6 protein-coding genes are annotated in these 17,650 nt (G+C 73.4%); 4 read left to right on the plus strand and 2 right to left on the minus strand.

Going from position 1 to position 17,650, the window contains the following annotated elements:
• Positions 1-12 precede the first annotated feature (12 nt).
• Complete coding sequence (locus tag AC067J_RS41835; RefSeq protein ID WP_478308077.1) at positions 13-12,705, plus strand: amino acid adenylation domain-containing protein; 12,693 nt, start codon at positions 13-15, stop codon at positions 12,703-12,705.
• Between the two features lie 105 nt (positions 12,706-12,810).
• On the opposite strand, the gene AC067J_RS41840 is transcribed toward AC067J_RS41835, so the two are convergent.
• The gene (locus AC067J_RS41840; RefSeq protein ID WP_478308078.1) at positions 12,811-13,470 is read right to left on the minus strand and encodes a response regulator transcription factor; all 660 of its coding nucleotides are present in this window, start codon (positions 13,468-13,470) and stop codon (positions 12,811-12,813) included.
• A complete protein-coding gene (locus AC067J_RS41845; RefSeq protein ID WP_478308079.1) occupies positions 13,467-14,672 on the minus strand; it encodes a sensor histidine kinase in 1,206 nt (401 codons plus the stop codon). Before AC067J_RS41845 ends, AC067J_RS41840 begins: the two co-directional genes overlap by 4 nt.
• Before the next feature lie 135 nt (positions 14,673-14,807).
• Between AC067J_RS41845 and AC067J_RS41850 the strand changes: the two genes are divergently transcribed.
• From AC067J_RS41850 to AC067J_RS41860, 3 genes are read left to right on the plus strand one after another with little or no spacing between them, the layout of a single operon-like run.
• Positions 14,808-15,719 carry an ABC transporter ATP-binding protein gene (locus AC067J_RS41850; protein ID WP_478308080.1) on the plus strand — a complete coding sequence of 304 codons (912 nt, stop codon included), beginning with the start codon at positions 14,808-14,810 and terminating at the stop codon, positions 15,717-15,719.
• Positions 15,716-16,570 carry an ABC transporter permease gene (locus tag AC067J_RS41855; protein WP_478308081.1) on the plus strand — a complete coding sequence of 285 codons (855 nt, stop codon included), beginning with the start codon at positions 15,716-15,718 and terminating at the stop codon, positions 16,568-16,570. The genes AC067J_RS41850 and AC067J_RS41855 overlap by 4 nt, the downstream gene beginning before the upstream one ends.
• A 1-nt stretch (position 16,571) precedes the next feature.
• Positions 16,572-17,426 (plus strand): ABC transporter permease, encoded by an 855-nt coding sequence (locus tag AC067J_RS41860; protein ID WP_478308082.1) that lies wholly within the window; start codon positions 16,572-16,574, stop codon positions 17,424-17,426.
• Positions 17,427-17,650 lie beyond the last annotated feature (224 nt).

Consider the following 17,650-nt stretch of genomic DNA (forward strand, 5'->3'; position numbering starts at 1 on the left):
TTCCACCACCTGATGGCGGAGGGTGGTGAGGACGCCTACCTGATGCCGGTGGTCGTCGAGATGGACTCGCGGGAGCGCGTGGACGACTTCGTTCGCGCTTTCCAGCAGGTGATCGACCGGCACGACATCTTCCGCACGTCATTCGTGTGGGAGGGGTTGCGCGAGCCGGTTCAGGTGGTGTGGCGCAAGGCCGAGTTGGCGCTGGCCGAGGTGGCGCTTGATTCGGCGGCGGTCGACCCGTCGGCGGAGATCCAGGCGGTTGTGGGCCTGTCGGTGGACCTGGGCAGGGCGCCGCTGATCAGCGTGCACGCGGCGGCGTTGCCCGAGGGTGGTCGCTGGCTGGTGCTGCTGCGGTTGCACCATCTGGTGCAGGACCACACCGCGTTGGAGGTGCTGCTGCACGAGGTGGCGGAGTTCCTGGGCGATCGCGGTGGCGAGCTGCCGCAGCCGCTGCCGTTCCGCGACTTCGTGGCGCAGGTGCGCGGCGGGGTCGAACGGGCCGATCACGAGCGGTACTTCGCCGGGCTGCTGGGTGACGTGACGGAGCCGACGGCGCCCTACGACCTGGTCGACGTGCAGGGCGACGGCGCGGCGGTCGAGCGCGCCGTGGTGCCGCTCGCGCCGGAGACGGTGGAGCGGCTGCGGGCGGTGGCGCGCCGGGTCGGGACAAGCCCTGCGACGCTGATGCACGTCGCGTGGGCGCGGGTGCTCGGCTCGGTGAGCGGTCGGGACGACGTCGTGTTCGGCACGGTGCTGTTCGGCCGGATGAACGCCGGTGCGGGTGCCGACCGGGTCGCGGGTCTCTACCTGAACACGCTGCCGGTGCGGGTGAGGACCGGTGAACTGGGCGCGCTGGAGGCCGTGTTGGCCATGCGCGGCCAGCTGGCCGAGCTGCTGGAGAACGAGCACGCCTCGCTGGCCCTGGCCCAGCAGGCCAGCGGTCTCCCGGGCAACACCCCCGTGTTCACCTCCCTGCTCAACTACCGCCACAACACCGCCCCGGACACCGAGCGCGAGGACACCGGCGGCCCCGAGGGCATGCGTGTGCTCTCCTCCCGTGAGCGCACCAACTACCCGCTCGGCCTCTCCGTGGACGACAACGGCGGCGGCGGGATGTCGCTCGCGGTCGACGCGGTCGCCCCCATCCTCCCCGAGGCCGTCGGCCTGCTGATGCGCACCGCCGTCGAAGGGCTGGTGCCCCTGGTCGAGAAGGCCCTCGACGGCGGACCCGATGCGGCACTCCGCACCATTCAGGTGCTGGACGCTGTCGAGCGGACCCGGATTCTGACGGAGTGGAACGACACTGCGGTCGGGGTCGAGCCGTCGACGCTGCCGGGGTTGTTCGCGGCGCAGGTGGCGCGGACGCCGGATGCGGTGGCGGTGGTGTTCGAGGGCACCGAGCTGACGTACGCCGAGGTGGACGCCCGGGCGAACCGTCTGGCACGCCTGTTGGTGGGCCGTGGTGTGGGTCCGGAGTCGGTGGTCGCGGTGGCGTTGGAGCGCGGTGTCGACTTGGTGGTGGCGCTGCTGGGTGTGGTGAAGGCCGGTGGTGCGTATCTGCCGGTGGATCCGTCGTACCCGGCGGAGCGGATCGCGGTGGTGCTGGAGGACGCGGCCCCGGCGGTGGTGCTGACGGCGCGGGCGTTCGCGCAGCTGCTTCCTTCGGACATCGCTGTGGTGGTGCTGGACGAGCCTGCGGTCGTGGAGGAGTTGGCGGGTCTGCCGGGCACGGTGCCTGGGGTCGACCTGCTGCCCGCCCACCCGGCGTATGTGATCTTCACGTCGGGTTCGACGGGGCGCCCGAAGGGTGTGGTGGTGTCGCACGAGGGCATCGTGAACCGTCTGTCCTGGATGCAGTCGCGGTTCGAACTCACGGCCGCTGATCGGGTGTTGCAGAAGACGCCGTTCGGTTTCGATGTGTCGGTGTGGGAGTTCTTCTGGCCGTTGTCGGTGGGTGCTGCTCTGGTGGTGGCGCGTCCGGAGGGTCACAGGGAGCCGGAGTACCTGGCGGAGTTGATCGCCGATCAGAGGGTGACGACGGCGCACTTCGTGCCGTCGATGCTGGAGGTGTTCCTGGCGGAGCCGGCGGCCGCGGGTTGTGGTGGGGTGTTGCGGCGGGTGGTGTGCTCGGGTGAGGCGCTGCCGCTCCGTACCCAGCAGCGGTTCTTCGAGGTGTTCGACGGTGTGGGGCTGCACAACCTGTACGGGCCGACGGAGGCGTCGGTCGACGTCACGGCGTGGGAGTGCGAGCCGGGGCAGCTGTCGGGCGTGGTGCCGATCGGCGGGCCGGTGGCCAACACCCGCCTGTACGTGCTGGATTCGTCGTTGCGGCCGGTGCCGGTCGGCGTCGCCGGTGAGCTCTACCTCGCGGGCGTCCAGCTGGCGCGTGGCTACGCCCACCGTTCCGGGCTCACGGCGGAGCGGTTCGTCGCGAACCCGTTCGAGCCGGGTGCGCGGATGTACCGCACGGGTGACGTGGTGCGCTGGCGTGCGGACGGCGAGGTCGAGTACCTCGGCCGTGCCGACGAGCAGGTGAAGATCCGCGGTTTCCGGATCGAGCCGGGCGAGGTGCAGTCCGTGGTGGCCGCGCACCCCCAGGTGGCGCAGGCTGCCGTCGTGGCCCGCGCGGACGGCGCGGGTGACCTGCGCCTGGTCGCCTACGTCGTCGCGGCCGACGACGCGTCCGAACTTCCGGAATCCGTCCGTGGGTTTGCCGCCGGCCGGTTGCCGGAGTACATGGTTCCCGCCGCGGTCGTCGTCCTCGACGCGCTGCCGCTGAGCGTGAACGGCAAGCTGGACCGCAAGGCGCTGCCCGCCCCCGAGTACACCTCGGGTTCCGGCCGGGGCCCGGCGAACGCCCGCGAGGAACTCGTCTGCGCCGCCTTCGCCGAGGTCCTCGGCCTCGAAGGCGTCGGCGTGGACGACGACTTCTTCGCCCTGGGCGGCCATTCCCTGCTCGCCGTCCGCCTGGTGGAGCAGTTGCGCCTGCAGGGCGTCTCCGTCTCCGTGCGGTCGTTCTTCCGGTCGCCGACCCCGGCCGGCCTGGCGGCCTCCACCGGGGCGAGCCAGGTGGAGGTGCCGGCGAACCTGATCCCCGCCGACGCGGTCGAGATCACCCCGGAGATGCTGCCGCTGGTCGAGCTGACCGCCGAGGAGATCGCCCGGATCGCCGCCACCGTTCCCGGCGGCGCGGCGAACATCGCGGACGTCTACCCGCTGGCGCCGCTCCAGGAGGGCCTGCTCTTCCACCACCTGCTCGCCGACGGCGGCGAGGACGCCTACGTCCTCCCGACGGTCCTGGAGTTCGATTCGCCGGAGCGGCTCGACAGCTTCGTCCGGGCGTTCCAGCAGGTGATCGACCGGCACGACATCTACCGGACCTCGATCGTCTGGGAGGGCCTGCGCGAACCGGTGCAGGTGGTCTGGCGGCACGCCGTGCTGCCGGTCACCGAGGTGGCCCTCGACCCGGGCACCGCTGACGCGGCCACCGCAGCGGCCACCGACGGGGCCGCTGACCCGGTGGCTGCGCTGGTGGCCCGGGTGGGCGCCTCGATGGACCTGGGCCGCGCCCCGCTGGTCACCGTCCACGTCGCGGACGTCCCCGGTACCGAGCGGCGGCTCGCGCTGGTGCGCCTGCACCACATGGTGCAGGACCACACGGCGCTGGAGGCCCTGCTCGGCGAGGTGGCTGCCTTCATGACCGGACGCGGCGGCGAGCTGGCACAGCCGCTGCCGTTCCGCGACCTCGTGGCGCAGGCCCGTGGCGGCGCCGTCCGGGCGGAGCACGAGCGGTACTTCACGGAGCTGCTGGGGGACGTCGACGAGCCGACCGCCCCGTACGGGATGGCGGACGTGCGGGGCGACGGCGCCGCGGCGGTGTCGGCCGTCGTGCCGCTCGCCCCGGAGCTGAACGGGCGGCTGCGCGAGGTCGCCCGCCGTCTGAGCACGAGCTCGGCGACGCTGATGCACGTCGCGTGGGCCCGGGTGCTGGCCGCTGTCTCGGACCGCCGGGACGTGGTCTTCGGCACCGTGCTGCTGGGCCGGATGGGCGCCGGCGCCGGTTCGGGCCAGGTGCTCGGCCCGTACATCAACACCCTCCCGGTGCGGGTCCGCACCGGGGAGCTGGGGGCGCTGGCGGCCGTGACGGCGATGCGGCGCCAGCTGGCCGAGCTGATGGAGCACGAGCACGCGTCGCTGGCCGTGGCGCAGCGGGTCTCCGGGGTCGGCGGCGACACGCCGCTGTTCACCTCGCTCTTCAACTACCGCCACAACGCGGCTCCGAGCGAGGTGCGGGCGGCGGTCGAGGGCTTCGCCGGCGTGCGGACGCTGTTCGCGCAGGAGCGCACGAACTATCCGCTGAGCGTCTCGGTCGACGACAACGGCGACTCCTTCGCGCTGGCCGTGGACGCGGTCGCCCCGGTCGATCCGCAGGCGGTGGGCGTGCTGCTGCGCACCGCGGCCGAGCAGTTGGTCGGTGCGCTGGAGACGGCGCTGGCCGGCGGCGCGGACCGGCCGCTGAGCTCCCTCCCGGTGCTGGCGGAGGAGGAGCTGCGCCGGGTCCTCGCGGAGTGGACCGACACGGCGGCCGAGGTGCCTCCGGTGCCGGTGGTCGGGCTGTTCGAGGGCTGGGCCGAGCGGTCGCCGGACGCGGTGGCGCTGGTCGCCGACGGCGTGGAGGTGTCGTACGCCGAACTGGACGCGCGTGCGAGCCGCCTGGCCCGCTACCTGGTGGGCCGGGGTGTCGGCCCGGAGTCGGTGGTCGGGCTGGCGCTCGACCGGGGCGCGGACCTGATCGTGGCGGTACTGGCGGTGCTGAAGGCGGGTGCCGCCTACCTGCCGGTGGACCCCGAGTACCCGGCCGAGCGGATCACCTTCATGGTCCGGGACGCGGCGCCGGCGCTGGTGCTGGCCTCGGCGGCCACGGCCGGGGTGGTCTCGCGGGCGGGGGCGCCGGTGGTGCTCGTGGACTCGGCGGAGGTGCTGCGGGAGCCGGCCGGACCGGTCCCGGTCGAGCGGCCCGCGGGGCTGCCCGGGCAGCTGGCGTACGTGATCTACACCTCGGGGTCGACCGGTCGGCCGAAGGGCGTGGGCGTCCCGCTGGGGGCGTTCGCCAACACGGTGGCGGCGCTGGCCCGGTTCGGGGCCGGTCCGGGCTCGCGGGTGGCGCAGTTCGCCTCGGTGAGCTTCGACAACTTCTGCCTGGAGTGGTCGCTCGCCCTCACGTACGGGGCGACGCTGGTGGTGGTTCCGCCGGAGCGGCGTCTGGGTGCCGCGCTGGCCGGGTTCCTCACCGAGGCCGGGGTGACGCACGCGACGCTGCCGCCCGCCGTGCTGGCGGGTCTGGCGGAGGGCTCGATCGGCGCCGAGGTGGTCCTGGAGGTCGGTGGCGAGGCGTGCCCGCCGGAGCTGGTCGACCGCTGGGCCGCCGGGCGACGGCTGTTCAACACCTACGGCCCGACCGAGACGACCGTGGACGCGCTGACCTGGCAGGCGCGGCCCGGGGTCGCCGAGGTGCCGATCGGCGCGCCGATCGGCAACACCCGGGCGTACGTGCTGGACGGTTCGCTCTCGCCGGTCCCCGTCGGCGCGGCCGGTGAGCTGTACCTGGCCGGTGCCGGTCTGGCACGCGGCTACCTGGGGCGTGCGGGTCTGACGGCGGAGCGGTTCGTCGCGAACCCGTTCGGCGGGGCGGGCGACCGCCTGTACCGCACGGGCGACCTGGTGCGCTGGAACGACAGGGGCGAGGTGGAGTACCTCGGCCGGGCGGACGACCAGGTGAAGGTCCGCGGTTTCCGGATCGAGCTGGGCGAGGTCCGGGCCGCGGTGGCCGCGCACCCGCAGGTCGCCCAGGCAGCGGTGGTCGTGCGGCGGGAGTCGGCGGGCGACGCCCTGCTGGCCGCCTACGTCGTCGCCGTCGAGGGCGCGGTCGGGCTTCCCGCCTCGGTCCGCGACTTCGTCGCCGAGCGGCTGCCCGGGTACATGGTGCCGTCGGCCGTGACGGTGCTGGACGCGCTGCCGCTGACGGTCAACGGCAAGCTCGACCGGCGGGCCCTGCCGGCGCCGGAGTACGCGACCGGCAGCGGCCGCGGCCCGGCCACGCTCCAGGAGGAGCTGCTGTGCGGAGTCTTCGCACAGGTCCTGGGCCTGCCCCGGGTCGGAGTGGACGACGACTTCTTCGCCCTCGGCGGCCACTCGCTGCTCGCCACCCGGCTGATGAGCCGGATCCGCACCGTCCTGGGCGTCGAGGTGCCGCTGCGGACCCTGTTCGACGCGCCCTCGGTGGCCTCGCTGGCCGCCCGTCTGAGCGACGCCGGCACGGCGCGGACGGCGCTGACGGCCGGGGAGCGGCCGGAGCGGGTCCCGCTGTCGTACGGCCAGCGCCGCCTGTGGTTCCTGGGGCAGCTGGAGGGCCCGAGCGCGACCTACAACGTGCCGGTCGCGCTGCGGCTCCTCGGCCGGCTGGACGAGGAGGCGCTGAACGCGGCGCTGCTGGACGTGATCGGCCGGCACGAGGTGCTGCGCACGGTCTTCCCGGTCGTGGACGACGAGCCCCACCAGCAGGTCCTCCCCGCGGAGGGGCTGGCCTGGCGGCTGTCCGTGGCCGAGGTGGCGGCCGGGGAACTGGACTCGGCGGTCGCCGAGGCGTCGGGGCACCTCTTCGACCTGGCCTCCGAGCTGCCGATCCGGGTGTCGCTGTTCCGGACCGCTCCCGAGGAGCACGTCCTGGCGGTGACGATCCACCACATCGCCAGCGACGGCTGGTCGACGGGCGTGCTGGCCCGCGACCTCTCGGTGGCCTACGCGGCGCGCTGCGCGGGCCGGGCGCCCCAGTGGGCGCCGCTGCCCGTCCAGTACGCCGACTACGCGCTGTGGCAGCGCGGTCTGCTGGGTGACGAGCGCGACCCGGAGAGCATGATCTCCCGCCAGGCCGAATACTGGCGCGGTGCGCTGGCGGGGGCTCCGGAGGAGCTGGAGCTCCCGTTCGACCGCCGGCGTCCGGCCGTGCCCTCGCACGTCGGCCACCAGGTGCCGGTCGCGGTCCCCGCCGAGGTCCACGCCCGGCTGGTGGAGCTGGCGCGGGCCGAGGGCGTGACGGTGTTCATGGCGCTGCAGGCCGCCCTGGCGGTGCTGTTCTCGCGCCTGGGCGCCGGCACGGACATCCCGATCGGCTCGCCCAACGCCGGCCGGACCGACGACGCGCTCAACGACCTGGTCGGCTTCTTCCTCAACACCCTGGTGGTGCGCACCGACCTGTCCGGCGACCCGACCTTCCGCCAGGTCCTCAGCCGGGTCCGCGAGCGGAGCCTGGAGGCGCTCACGCACCAGGACGTGCCGTTCGAGCGGCTGGTGGAGGAGCTGGCGCCGAACCGTTCGATGGCCCGCCACGCCCTGTTCCAGGTGATGCTCACGCTGCAGAACACCGAGGAGGCGGTGCTGGAACTGCCCGGCCTGCGGGTCGAGCAGCGCGCGGCCGGCCGTCCGCTGGCCCGGTTCGACCTCGACGTCATCGTGTCCGAGGTGTTCGACGAGCAGGGTGCCCCGGCCGGTGTGCTGGGTTCGGTGACCGCGGCGGCGGACCTACTCGACGAGGCCTCCGCGGCGCGCCTGGTGGCGCGCCTGGTGCAGGTGCTGGACGCGTTGACCGGCGATCCGCAGGTCCGGCTGAGCGCCGTGGACGTGCTGGGCGCCGACGAGCGCGAGCGGCTGTTGGTGGAGTGGAACGCGACCGACACCCAGGTGCCCTCGGGCACGGTGGCCGAGCTGTTCGCCGCCCAGGTGGCGCGCGACCCGGGCGCGGTGGCCGTGGCCGCCGACGGCACCGAGGTGTCGTACGGCGAGCTGGACGCCCGGGCGGATCGCCTCGCCCGGCACCTCGCGGGCCGGGGCGTGGGGGCGGAGTCGATCGTCGGGGTCTGCCTGGAGCGCGGCGTCGACCTGATGGTGGCGCTGCTCGCCGTGGCGAAGGCCGGCGGGGCGTACATGCCGATCGACCCGGCCTATCCGGTCGACCGCATCGCGTACATGCTGGCGGACGCGGAGCCGGCCGTGGTGCTGGCCTCCTCGGGCACGGCCGCGGTCGTCCCGGGCGCCACGGTGCTGGTGGACGCGGTGCCGGTGGACGCGCCGGAGACGGCGGCGGAGGACGGCCCGCTCGTCGCCCCGGCCGTGCGGACGGAGAACCCGGCGTACGTGATCTACACCTCGGGTTCGACCGGCCGGCCCAAGGGCGTGCTGGTCTCCCACAGGGGTGTGGCGAGCCTGGTGGCGGGCCACGTCCGCTACCTGGAGGTCGGCGCCGGGTCGCGGGTGGGCCAGTTCGCCTCGGCGGGCTTCGACACCTTCGGCTGGGAGTGGCTGATGGCGCTGCTCAGCGGCGCGACCCTGGTGGTGATCCCGCAGGAGCACCGGCTGGGCGAGGCCCTGCCGCGCTTCCTCGCGGAGCAGCGGGTCACGCACGTGACGCTTCCCCCGGCTGTGCTGGCCACCCTCGACGAGGAGTCGATCGGCGCGGACGTGGTGCTGGTGACCGCCGGCGAGGCCTGCCCGCCCGAGGTGATGGCGCGCTGGGCGCGCGGCCACCGGCTGTTCAACTCGTACGGCCCGACCGAGACCACGGTCGACGCGACGCTGTGGCGCTGCGACCCGGCGGCCGCGGAGGTGGCGATCGGCTCGCCGGTGCTCGACACCCGGGTGTTCGTCCTGGACGAGTTCCTGACCCCGGTCCCGGTGGGTGTGCCCGGTGAGCTGTACGTGGCCGGCATCGGCCTGGCCCGCGGCTACCTCGGCCGCCCCGGTCTGACGGCGGAGCGGTTCGTGGCGAACCCCTTCGGTGGCGCGGGCGACCGGCTCTACCGCACGGGCGACCGTGCCCGCTGGGAGGCGGACGGACAGCTGGTCTTCGCGGGCCGCACCGACGACCAGGTGAAGATCCGCGGCTTCCGGATCGAGCCCGGCGAGATCGAGAACGTGCTGGCCTCGCACCCGAAGGCGGCCCAGGCCGCCGTGGTCGTGCGCGAGGACACACCCGGGGAGAAGCGCCTGGTCGCCTACGTGGTCGCAGCCGAGGGCGGGCACCCCGACCTGCCCGGGCTGCTCGCCGGCCTGGCCGCCGAGCGGCTGCCGGAGTACATGGTGCCCTCGGCGGTCGTGGTGCTCGACGCCCTGCCGATCACCGTGCACGGCAAGCTGGACCGCGAGGCGCTGCCCGCGCCCGAGGAGCGCCCCGCTGCGGGCCGGGGCCCGGCGAACCCGCGCGAGGAACTGCTCTGCGGCGTGTTCGCGCAGGTCCTCGGCCTGGAGAGCGTCGGCGTCGACGACGACTTCTTCGGTCTCGGCGGCCACTCCCTGCTCGCCGTCCGGCTGGCCAGCCGGATCCGCGCCACGCTCGGCGTGAACCTGGACATCAGGGTCCTGTTCGACGCGCCGACCGTCGCCGCCCTGGCCGCCCGGATCGCGGACGAGGGCGGGAACAACCGGCCGGCCCCCACTCCGATGGAGCGCCCCGACCGGACACCGCTGTCCTTCGCGCAGCGCCGGATGTGGTTCATCGGCCAGCTCCAGGACGCCGGCGCCGCGTACAACATCCCGATGGCGCTGAAGCTCCCGGCGGAGATCGACCGCCAGGCCCTCGGCGCGGCCCTGCGGGACGTCGTCGGCCGGCACGAGGTGCTGCGCACCGTGCTGCCGGAGCAGAACGGTGAGCCGTGGCAGCGGGTGATCCCGGTCGAGGAGTTGGAGTGGGAGCTGTCGGTGGTGGAGGTGGCGTCGGAGGAGTTGGACGCCGCTGTGGCCGGGGCGGCGGGTCATCTGTTCGATCTGGCGGTGGAGGTGCCGATCCGGGCGTGGGTGTTCTCCACGGGGCCGGGCGAGCATGTTCTGGTGGTGGTGGTGCACCACATCGCGGCGGACGGGTGGTCGTGGGCGCCGTTGGCGCGTGATCTGTCGGTCGCGTACGCGGCCCGTTGCGCGGGTCGGGTGCCGGTGTGGGTGCCGTTGCCGGTGCAGTACGCGGACTACGCGTTGTGGCAGCGTGAGTTGTTGGGTGACGGGGACGACCCGGACAGCCTGCTGTCGCGTCAGGTGGAGTACTGGCGTGGTGCGTTGGCGGGTGTGCCGGAGGAGTTGGCGTTGCCGGTGGACCGGGTGCGTCCGGTGGTGGCGTCGAACCGGGGTCATGAGGTGCCGGTGGTGGTTCCGGCGGTGTTGCACGCGGAGTTGGCGCGGGTGGCGCGGGCCGAGGGTGTGACGATGTTCATGGTGCTGCAGTCGGCGCTGGCGGTGTTGTTGTCGCGCCTTGGTGCGGGGACGGATGTGCCGATCGGTGCGGCGAACGCGGGTCGTACGGATGCGGCGTTGGACGATCTGGTCGGGTTCTTCGTGAACACGTTGGTGGTTCGGGCGGATCTGTCGGGTGATCCGACGTTCCGTGAGGTGTTGCGGCGGGTGCGGGAGACGAGCCTGTCGGCGTTCGCGCATCAGGACGTGCCGTTCGAGAAGCTGGTCGAGGAGTTGGCGCCGGCGCGGTCGATGGGGCGGCATCCGCTGTTCCAGACCGTGTTCACCATGCAGAACAACGCCCAGGCGGTGCTGGACCTGCCGGGCGCTGGCGTCAGCGGGATGTCGGTCGGCGGCGCCACGTCGGCGCGGTTCGACCTGGACGTGCTGCTGGGCGAGGCGTTCGACGCCCAAGGCGCTCCCGCGGGAGTCCACGGCACGGTGATCGGTGCGGCGGACCTGTTCGAGGCGGAGTCGGTCGGGCGGTTGGCGCGGCGTCTGGTGCGGGTGCTGGAGCTGGTGGCCGGTGATCCGGGTCTGCGGTTGAGCGCGGTGGACGTGCTGGACGCGGATGAGCGGGCGCAGGTGCTGACCGACTGGAACGACACCTCGGCCGAGTTCGGTTCGGTGCTGGTGCCGGAGCTGTTCGCGGCGCAGGTGGCGCGGACGCCGGACGCGGTGGCGGTGGTTTCCGACGGTGTGGAGGTGTCGTTCGCGGAGTTGGACGTGCGGGCGAATCGTCTGGCGCGGTATCTGGTGGGTCAGGGTGTCGGTGCGGAGTCGGTGGTGGGTGTGTGCCTGCCGCGTGGCGTGGAGGCTGTGACGGCGATCCTGGCGGTGTGGAAGGCGGGGGCGGCGTTCCTGCCGATCGATCCGGAGTATCCGGCGGAGCGGATCTCGTTCATGCTCGCGGACAGCGGTGCGGTGCTGACGCTGACGGACGAGGAGACGCTGGACGAACTTCCGGCCGGGCGGAACCGGTTGGTGGCCGTGGACGGCACGCTCACGGCGATGCAGCTGGCCGCCGGTCCGGACACGGCACCGGTGGCGACGACGCGGGCCGACGGTCTGGCGTATGTGATCTACACGTCGGGTTCGACGGGTCGGCCGAAGGGTGTGGCGGTTCCGCACGGAGGGTTGGCGAACTACGCCCGTTGGGCGGCGGGTTCGTACCGGACGGAGGGTGGCGCGCCGCTGCACTCCTCGCTGGCGTTCGACCTGACGGTGACGAGTGTGGTGGTGCCGCTGGTCTCGGGTGCGCCGGTGGTGGTGAGCCGCGCAGGCGGTGCGGAGGGTCTGGCGGAGCTGGTGCGGGGCCGTGGCGGGTTCGGTCTGGTGAAGGCCGTTCCGGCGCATCTCCCGCTGCTGTCCGAGCTGTTGACGGATGATCAGCTGAAGGATGCGGCGGCCACGTGGGTGGTCGGTGGCGAGGCGCTGCCGGGTTCGGTGGTGCGGAGCCTGCTGGAGCGCGTTCCTGGGTCCGTTGTGGTGAACGAGTACGGTCCGACGGAGACGACGGTCGGTTGTGCGGTGTTCGAGGTGCGGGCCGGGGACGAGGTGGGCGACTCGGTGCCGGTCGGGCGTCCGGTCGCCAACACCCGCCTGTACGTGCTGGACGGGTCGCTTCGTCCGGTGGCGCCGGGTGTCGCGGGCGAGTTGTACATCGCTGGTGCGCAGTTGGCACGCGGCTATGTGAGGCGTCCCGGTCTGACGGCGGAGCGTTTCGTGGCGAACCCGTTCGAGCCGGGTGCCCGGATGTACCGCTCGGGGGACGTCGCGCGGTGGCGTGCGGACGGCCAGTTGGAGTTCCTGGGTCGTGCGGACGAGCAGGTGAAGGTTCGTGGTTTCCGGATCGAGCCGGGCGAGGTGCAGGCTGTGGTGGTCGCGCATCCGCAGGTGGCGCAGGCGGCGGTGGTCGCCCGCGAGGACGTGCCGGGCGACGTGCGCCTGGTGGCGTATCTCGTCGTGGAGGATGCGGAGGACGTGGACGGACTTGCCGGGTCGGTCCGGGGGTTCGTGGCGAAGCGGTTGCCGGAGTACATGGTTCCGTCCGCCGTGGTGGTGCTGGGCGCGCTTCCGCTGACCGGGAACGGGAAGCTGGACCGCAAGGCCCTGCCGGCTCCGGACCGCGCGGCGGGTGCGGGTGCGGGTCGGGCGCCGGCGAACGCGCGCGAGGAGGCGCTGTGCCAGGCGTTCGCGGAGGTGTTGGGGCTGGCGAAGGTCGGCGTCGACGACGACTTCTTCGAACTCGGCGGGCACTCCCTGCTGGCCGTCGAAGTCGTCGCCCGGATCCGCGCCGCGCTGGAGATCGACGTTCCGATCCGGACGCTGTTCGACGCGCCGACCGTGGCGGGGCTCGCGCAGCGGCTCGGAACCGAGAAGTCCAGCCGGCCGGCCCTGCGGCCGATGCGCGACCGGGGCGGGAAGTGAGGCCGCCTCGCCGCCCGGGACCAGGGTGAACACCGACGGCCGGCCGCCGCGGTCCGCGGGAGCGGACCGGGCGGCCGGCCGTCGGAAGCCGGCGCCGGCCGGGGGTCAGGGTGTGACCAGACCGGCCTCGTAGGCGATGATCACCAGCTGCACCCGGTCGCGGGCGTCGAGCTTGGCCAGCAGCCGGGTGACGTAGGTCTTGGCGGTGGCGACACTGATCACCAGGTGCTCGGCGAGCTCGGTGTTGGACAGTCCCTGGGCGACCAGGGTGAGGACCTGACGCTCGCGGTCGGTGATACCGGTGACGGTCCGCCGCGGCGCGGCGGCGGCTCCGGCCGACGGGCGGGCGGCGAACTCCTTGATCAGCCGGCGGGTGACGCCGGGGGCGATCAGGCCGTCGCCGCCCGCGACGACCCGCACCGCGGCCAGGATCTCGTCCAGGGCCATGTCCTTGACCAGGAAGCCGGAGGCGCCGGCCTGCAGGGCGCCGTAGACGTAGTCGTCGTCGTCGAAGGTGGTGAGCACGACGATCTGGGTCCTTCCGGGCCCGGCGGTGATGCGCCGGGTGGCCTCGATGCCGTCCATGACGGGCATCCGGATGTCCATCACCACGACGTCGGGGTCCAGCGCGGCGGTCAGCTCCACCGCCTCGGCGCCGTCACCGGCCTCGCCGACCACCTCCAGATCGGGGGCGTCGGCGATCACCATCTGCAGGGCGGCGCGCACCAGCGGCTGGTCGTCGGCCAGCACCACGCGGATCGTCATCGGACTCCCTCCGGGACGGGAAGACGGGCGGCCACGCGGAAGCCCCCCTCGGGCAGCGGTTCGGCGGAGAACTCGCCGTGCAGCAGGTCGACCCGCTCGCGCATGCCTGTCAGGCCGAGGCCGGACCCGCCGGTGTGGTCGCGCGGCTGCCGCCGGCCGCGGTTGAGGACCTCGATGGACAGCTCCGACTCCCGGCAGTCGATGGACACCCGGCACGCCTTGGTGTCCGCGTGACGCACCACGTTGGTGACCGCCTCCTGGATGATCCGGAAGGCCGACATGTCGATCTCGGGGGGAAGGTGGCGCCGTTCGCCGCTCCACCGGACGTCGACCCGGACGCCGGCGGCCGCCGTGGTCGCGGCGAGGTGGTCGACGTTCGCCAGACCGGGGCCGGGGTCCATCGGGGCCGGCTCGGCGTCCGAACCGGGCTCCGGTTGCCGGAGGGCGCCGAGCATCCGGCGCAGCCCGGACAGGGTCTCCCGGCTCGCGGTCTCGATCTCGCCCAGCGCGTTGCGGGCCCGGTCCGGCTGGGTGTCGATGACCCGGCGGGCCGCGCCGGCCTGCAGGGCGATGATGCCGATGGTGTGCGCGACGATGTCGTGCAGCTCACGGGCGATCCGCAGCCGCTCGGCGGTGACCGCCCGGGCGGCGGCCTCGGTCCTGAGCTGCTCCGAGTGGTCGCGGGCCTGGTGCATCGACCGGCCGATCAGCAGCGCGATGACGGCCAGCAGCACGGCCCCTTGGGCGTCGCTGGTGTCGGTGCGGGGGACCATGACGACGTGTGCGACCAGGACGCCGATCAGCATGCCCGCGGCGATGCGTGCCGTGCGCCGGGGGCGGGTGGCCGTGATGACGAGCAGGGCGATGTCCGCCGAGATGAACTGCAGCGGCGGGAACTGGGACCCGTACGACCAGCCGTTGGTCACTCCCACCGAGGCGGTGATCAGCAGGGCGAGGCCGGCCAGCGGCCGGCGCGTCAGCAGTGCACTGCCGGCCACGGCGACCAGCGCCGCCACGGTCACCATGTTCCAGTCCCGGCTCGCCGCCGCGCGGCCGCCCATGGCGATGCTGTTGAACCAGGCGGCGGCTCCGCCCTGCCCGACGAGCAGCGTGGGGTAGACGGTGACCACCAGCCAGGTGAGGGCTGTCCAAGCGCCCGGTGGCACGCGCTTCAACCGCGGGAGAGTCATCGTGGCGTACATATCGGTGATGGTAGTCAGGCGGTCCCGGCCGGGCATCGGACCACGGGTGTACTACCGTGGTCGACAGGCCGGAGCGCGGAAGTGTCACCGTCGGTCTGATGCACTGAACACCGCGCCGGCGGCACGATGGGCCGCATGATCGAAGTCCACGAGCTGACGAAGCGCTACGGCAAGAAGCTGGCGGTCAACAACCTGACCTTCACGGTCGACCCGGGCCAGGTGACCGGGTTCCTCGGCCCGAACGGGGCCGGCAAGAGCACCACCCTGCGGATGATCCTGGGTCTGCACGCCCCCACCAGCGGGACCGTCACCGTGGACGGCCGCCCGTTCCGTTCGCTGCCCCGCGGCCTGCGGCACGTCGGCGCCCTGCTGGACGCCGGCGACGTGCACGGCGGGCGCACCGCCCGGGCCCACCTGCGGGCGCTGGCCCGCAGCAACGCCATCCCGCGCAGCCGGGTGGAGGAGGTCCTGGGGGAGGCCGGCATCGCGGACGCGGCGGACCGCCGGATCGGCGGGTTCTCGCTCGGCATGCGCCAGCGCCTCGGCATCGCCACCGCGCTGCTCGGGGACCCGCCGGTGCTGCTCTTCGACGAGCCGCTCAACGGGCTCGACCCGGAGGGCGTGCACTGGGTGCGCGGCCTGTTCCGCCGGCTGGCCGCCGAGGGGCGCACGGTCTTCGTGTCCAGCCACCTGATGTCCGAGATGGAGCACACCGCCGAGCAGCTCGTCGTCCTCGGCAAGGGCGAGCTGATCGCCGCGGAGAGCGTGGCGGACTTCGCGGCCCGCGGTGCCCGTCGGAGCGTGGTGGTCCGCACGCCCGACCCGGCGGCGCTGCAACCCCTCCTGGTCTCCGAGGGGGCCGAGGTGGAGCGCGAGGCCGACGGGAGGCTCACGGTGGTCGGGCTGGACTCGGACCGGATCGCCGGGATCGCGTTCCAGAACCGCATCCTGCTGAACGAACTGACCAACCACACCAGCTCGCTGGAGGAGGCGTTCATGGAACTGACCGCCGACAGCGTCGAGTACCTCGCGGGGGAGAAGAAGTGACCGCGCCGACGACGTCGACGGCGACCACGGTGCCGGCCGTGGCCCAGCTGGAGCCCAGGGCCCGTTTCGGCGACCTGTTCGCCGCCGAGTGGATCAAGCTGTGGTCGCTGCGGTCCACCCCCTGGGCCTTCGCCGCCACCGCCGCGCTGGTCCTCACGATCACCGTCTTCGGCTCGCTGTCGGACGCGCGGCACTACACCGGCTTCGACGCCGAGCAGAAGGCGTACTTCCGCAGCTTCGGGACCCTCGCCGACGCGTTCTCCCAGGGCGCCGCGACGATGCTGATCGTCGGTGCCGGCGCGATCGGCGCGATCGCGGTCCTCAGCGAGTTCACCTCGGGCCTGATCCGGACGACCTTCACGGCCGTGCCGGCCCGCAACGCGGTGATGGCGGCGAAGCTGGCGGTGGTCACCGCGGCCTCGACCCTCCTCGGCGTGGTCACGGCGTTCGCCTCCTACGGGGCCGCGCAGATCGTGCTGTCCGGCGAGGACGCCGCGGTCGGGCTCGGGCACCCGGGGATGCTGCGCCTGCTCGTGGCCTCCGCGCTGCTGGCTCCGGTCTCGGCCCTGGTGGGCATGGGGATGGCGGCGGTGATCCGGCACAGCGTGCTGACCGTCGTGGCCACGGTCGCCCTGCTCTTCGTGATCCCCTCGATGCTGAACGGCCGGACCCGCGGCGGGGCGAGCCTGGTCCACCTGACCGTGGCCGAGGCCTGGAAGCGCCTCGGCCACGAGCAGCCGACCGACATGCTGTGGCCGTGGACGGTGGGCGGCGCCTGCGCGGTCCTCGCCGGCTGGGCCCTGGTCGCCGCGGCGCTGACCGTGTTCACCTCGAACCACCGGGACCAGTGACGTGAGCGCGCCGACGACGTCGAGGGCGACCACGGTGCCGGCCGTGGCCCGGCCGGAGCCCAGAGCCCGTTTCGGCGACCTGTTCGCCGCCGAGTGGATCAAGCTGTGGTCGCTGCGGTCCACCCCCTGGGCCTTCGCCGCCACGGTGGCGCTGGTCCTGGTGAGCACCTACTCCATCGCCGTGGGCGACCTGCGGGAGTACGGCAGCGGTGACGAGCAGCAGCGGGCCCTGTTCCGGGTGCTCGGACCGGTCGCCGAGACCTTCCCGTCCGGCGCCGCGACGATGCTGGTCATCGGTGCCGCCGCGATCGGGGCCATCACGGTCCTGGGCGAGTTCACCTCGGGCCTGATCCGGACGACCTTCACGGCGGTGCCCGCCCGGGGCCCGGCGATGGCCGCGAAGGCGGCGGCGGTCGTGGTGGCCACGACCCTGCTCGGTACGGGCGCGGCGTTCGCCTCCTACGGGGCCGCCCAGGTGGCGCTGTCCGGCCAGGACCTCGCCGTCGGGCTCGGGCACCCCGGGGTCCTGCGCCTGATCGCGGCCTCCGCACTGCTCGCCCCGGTGTCCGCCCTGGTGGGGATGGGCGTGGCCGCGGTGGTACGGCACAGCGTGGCGACCGTCGTGGCGACCGTCGCCCTGCTCTTCGTGATCCCCTCGCTGCTGAACGGCCGCAGCCGCCTCAGCGTGGACGTGCTGCACATGACGGTCATGCAGGCCTGGGACCGCCTCGGCCACGGACAGCCGGCCGACGCGGAGTGGCCGTGGACGGTGGGCGGCGCCTGCGCGGTCCTCGCCGTCTGGGCGGCGGCCGCCACGGCGATGACCGTTCTCGCCCCGCTCCGACGGGACCAGTGAGCGCTGTTCCGCACTCCCTCGCACAGGCGCGGGCCGATCCGGCCCGCGCCTTTTTCCTGCCGTGAATTCGCGGCATTGTTCTCGACCGGTGAATTCGCGGGCCCGGGGAAACCCGGGCCGTCCGTTTGTCAAGCGTTCGGACGGCGGACGGTTCTCCGCGGCCTGTTCAACTGGGCTCGCGGGGGCAGTTGAACAGGCGGACCGAACACCCCTCGCGGAGCCGT

It is taken from the genome of Kitasatospora sp. NPDC042419 (assembly GCF_056437345.1).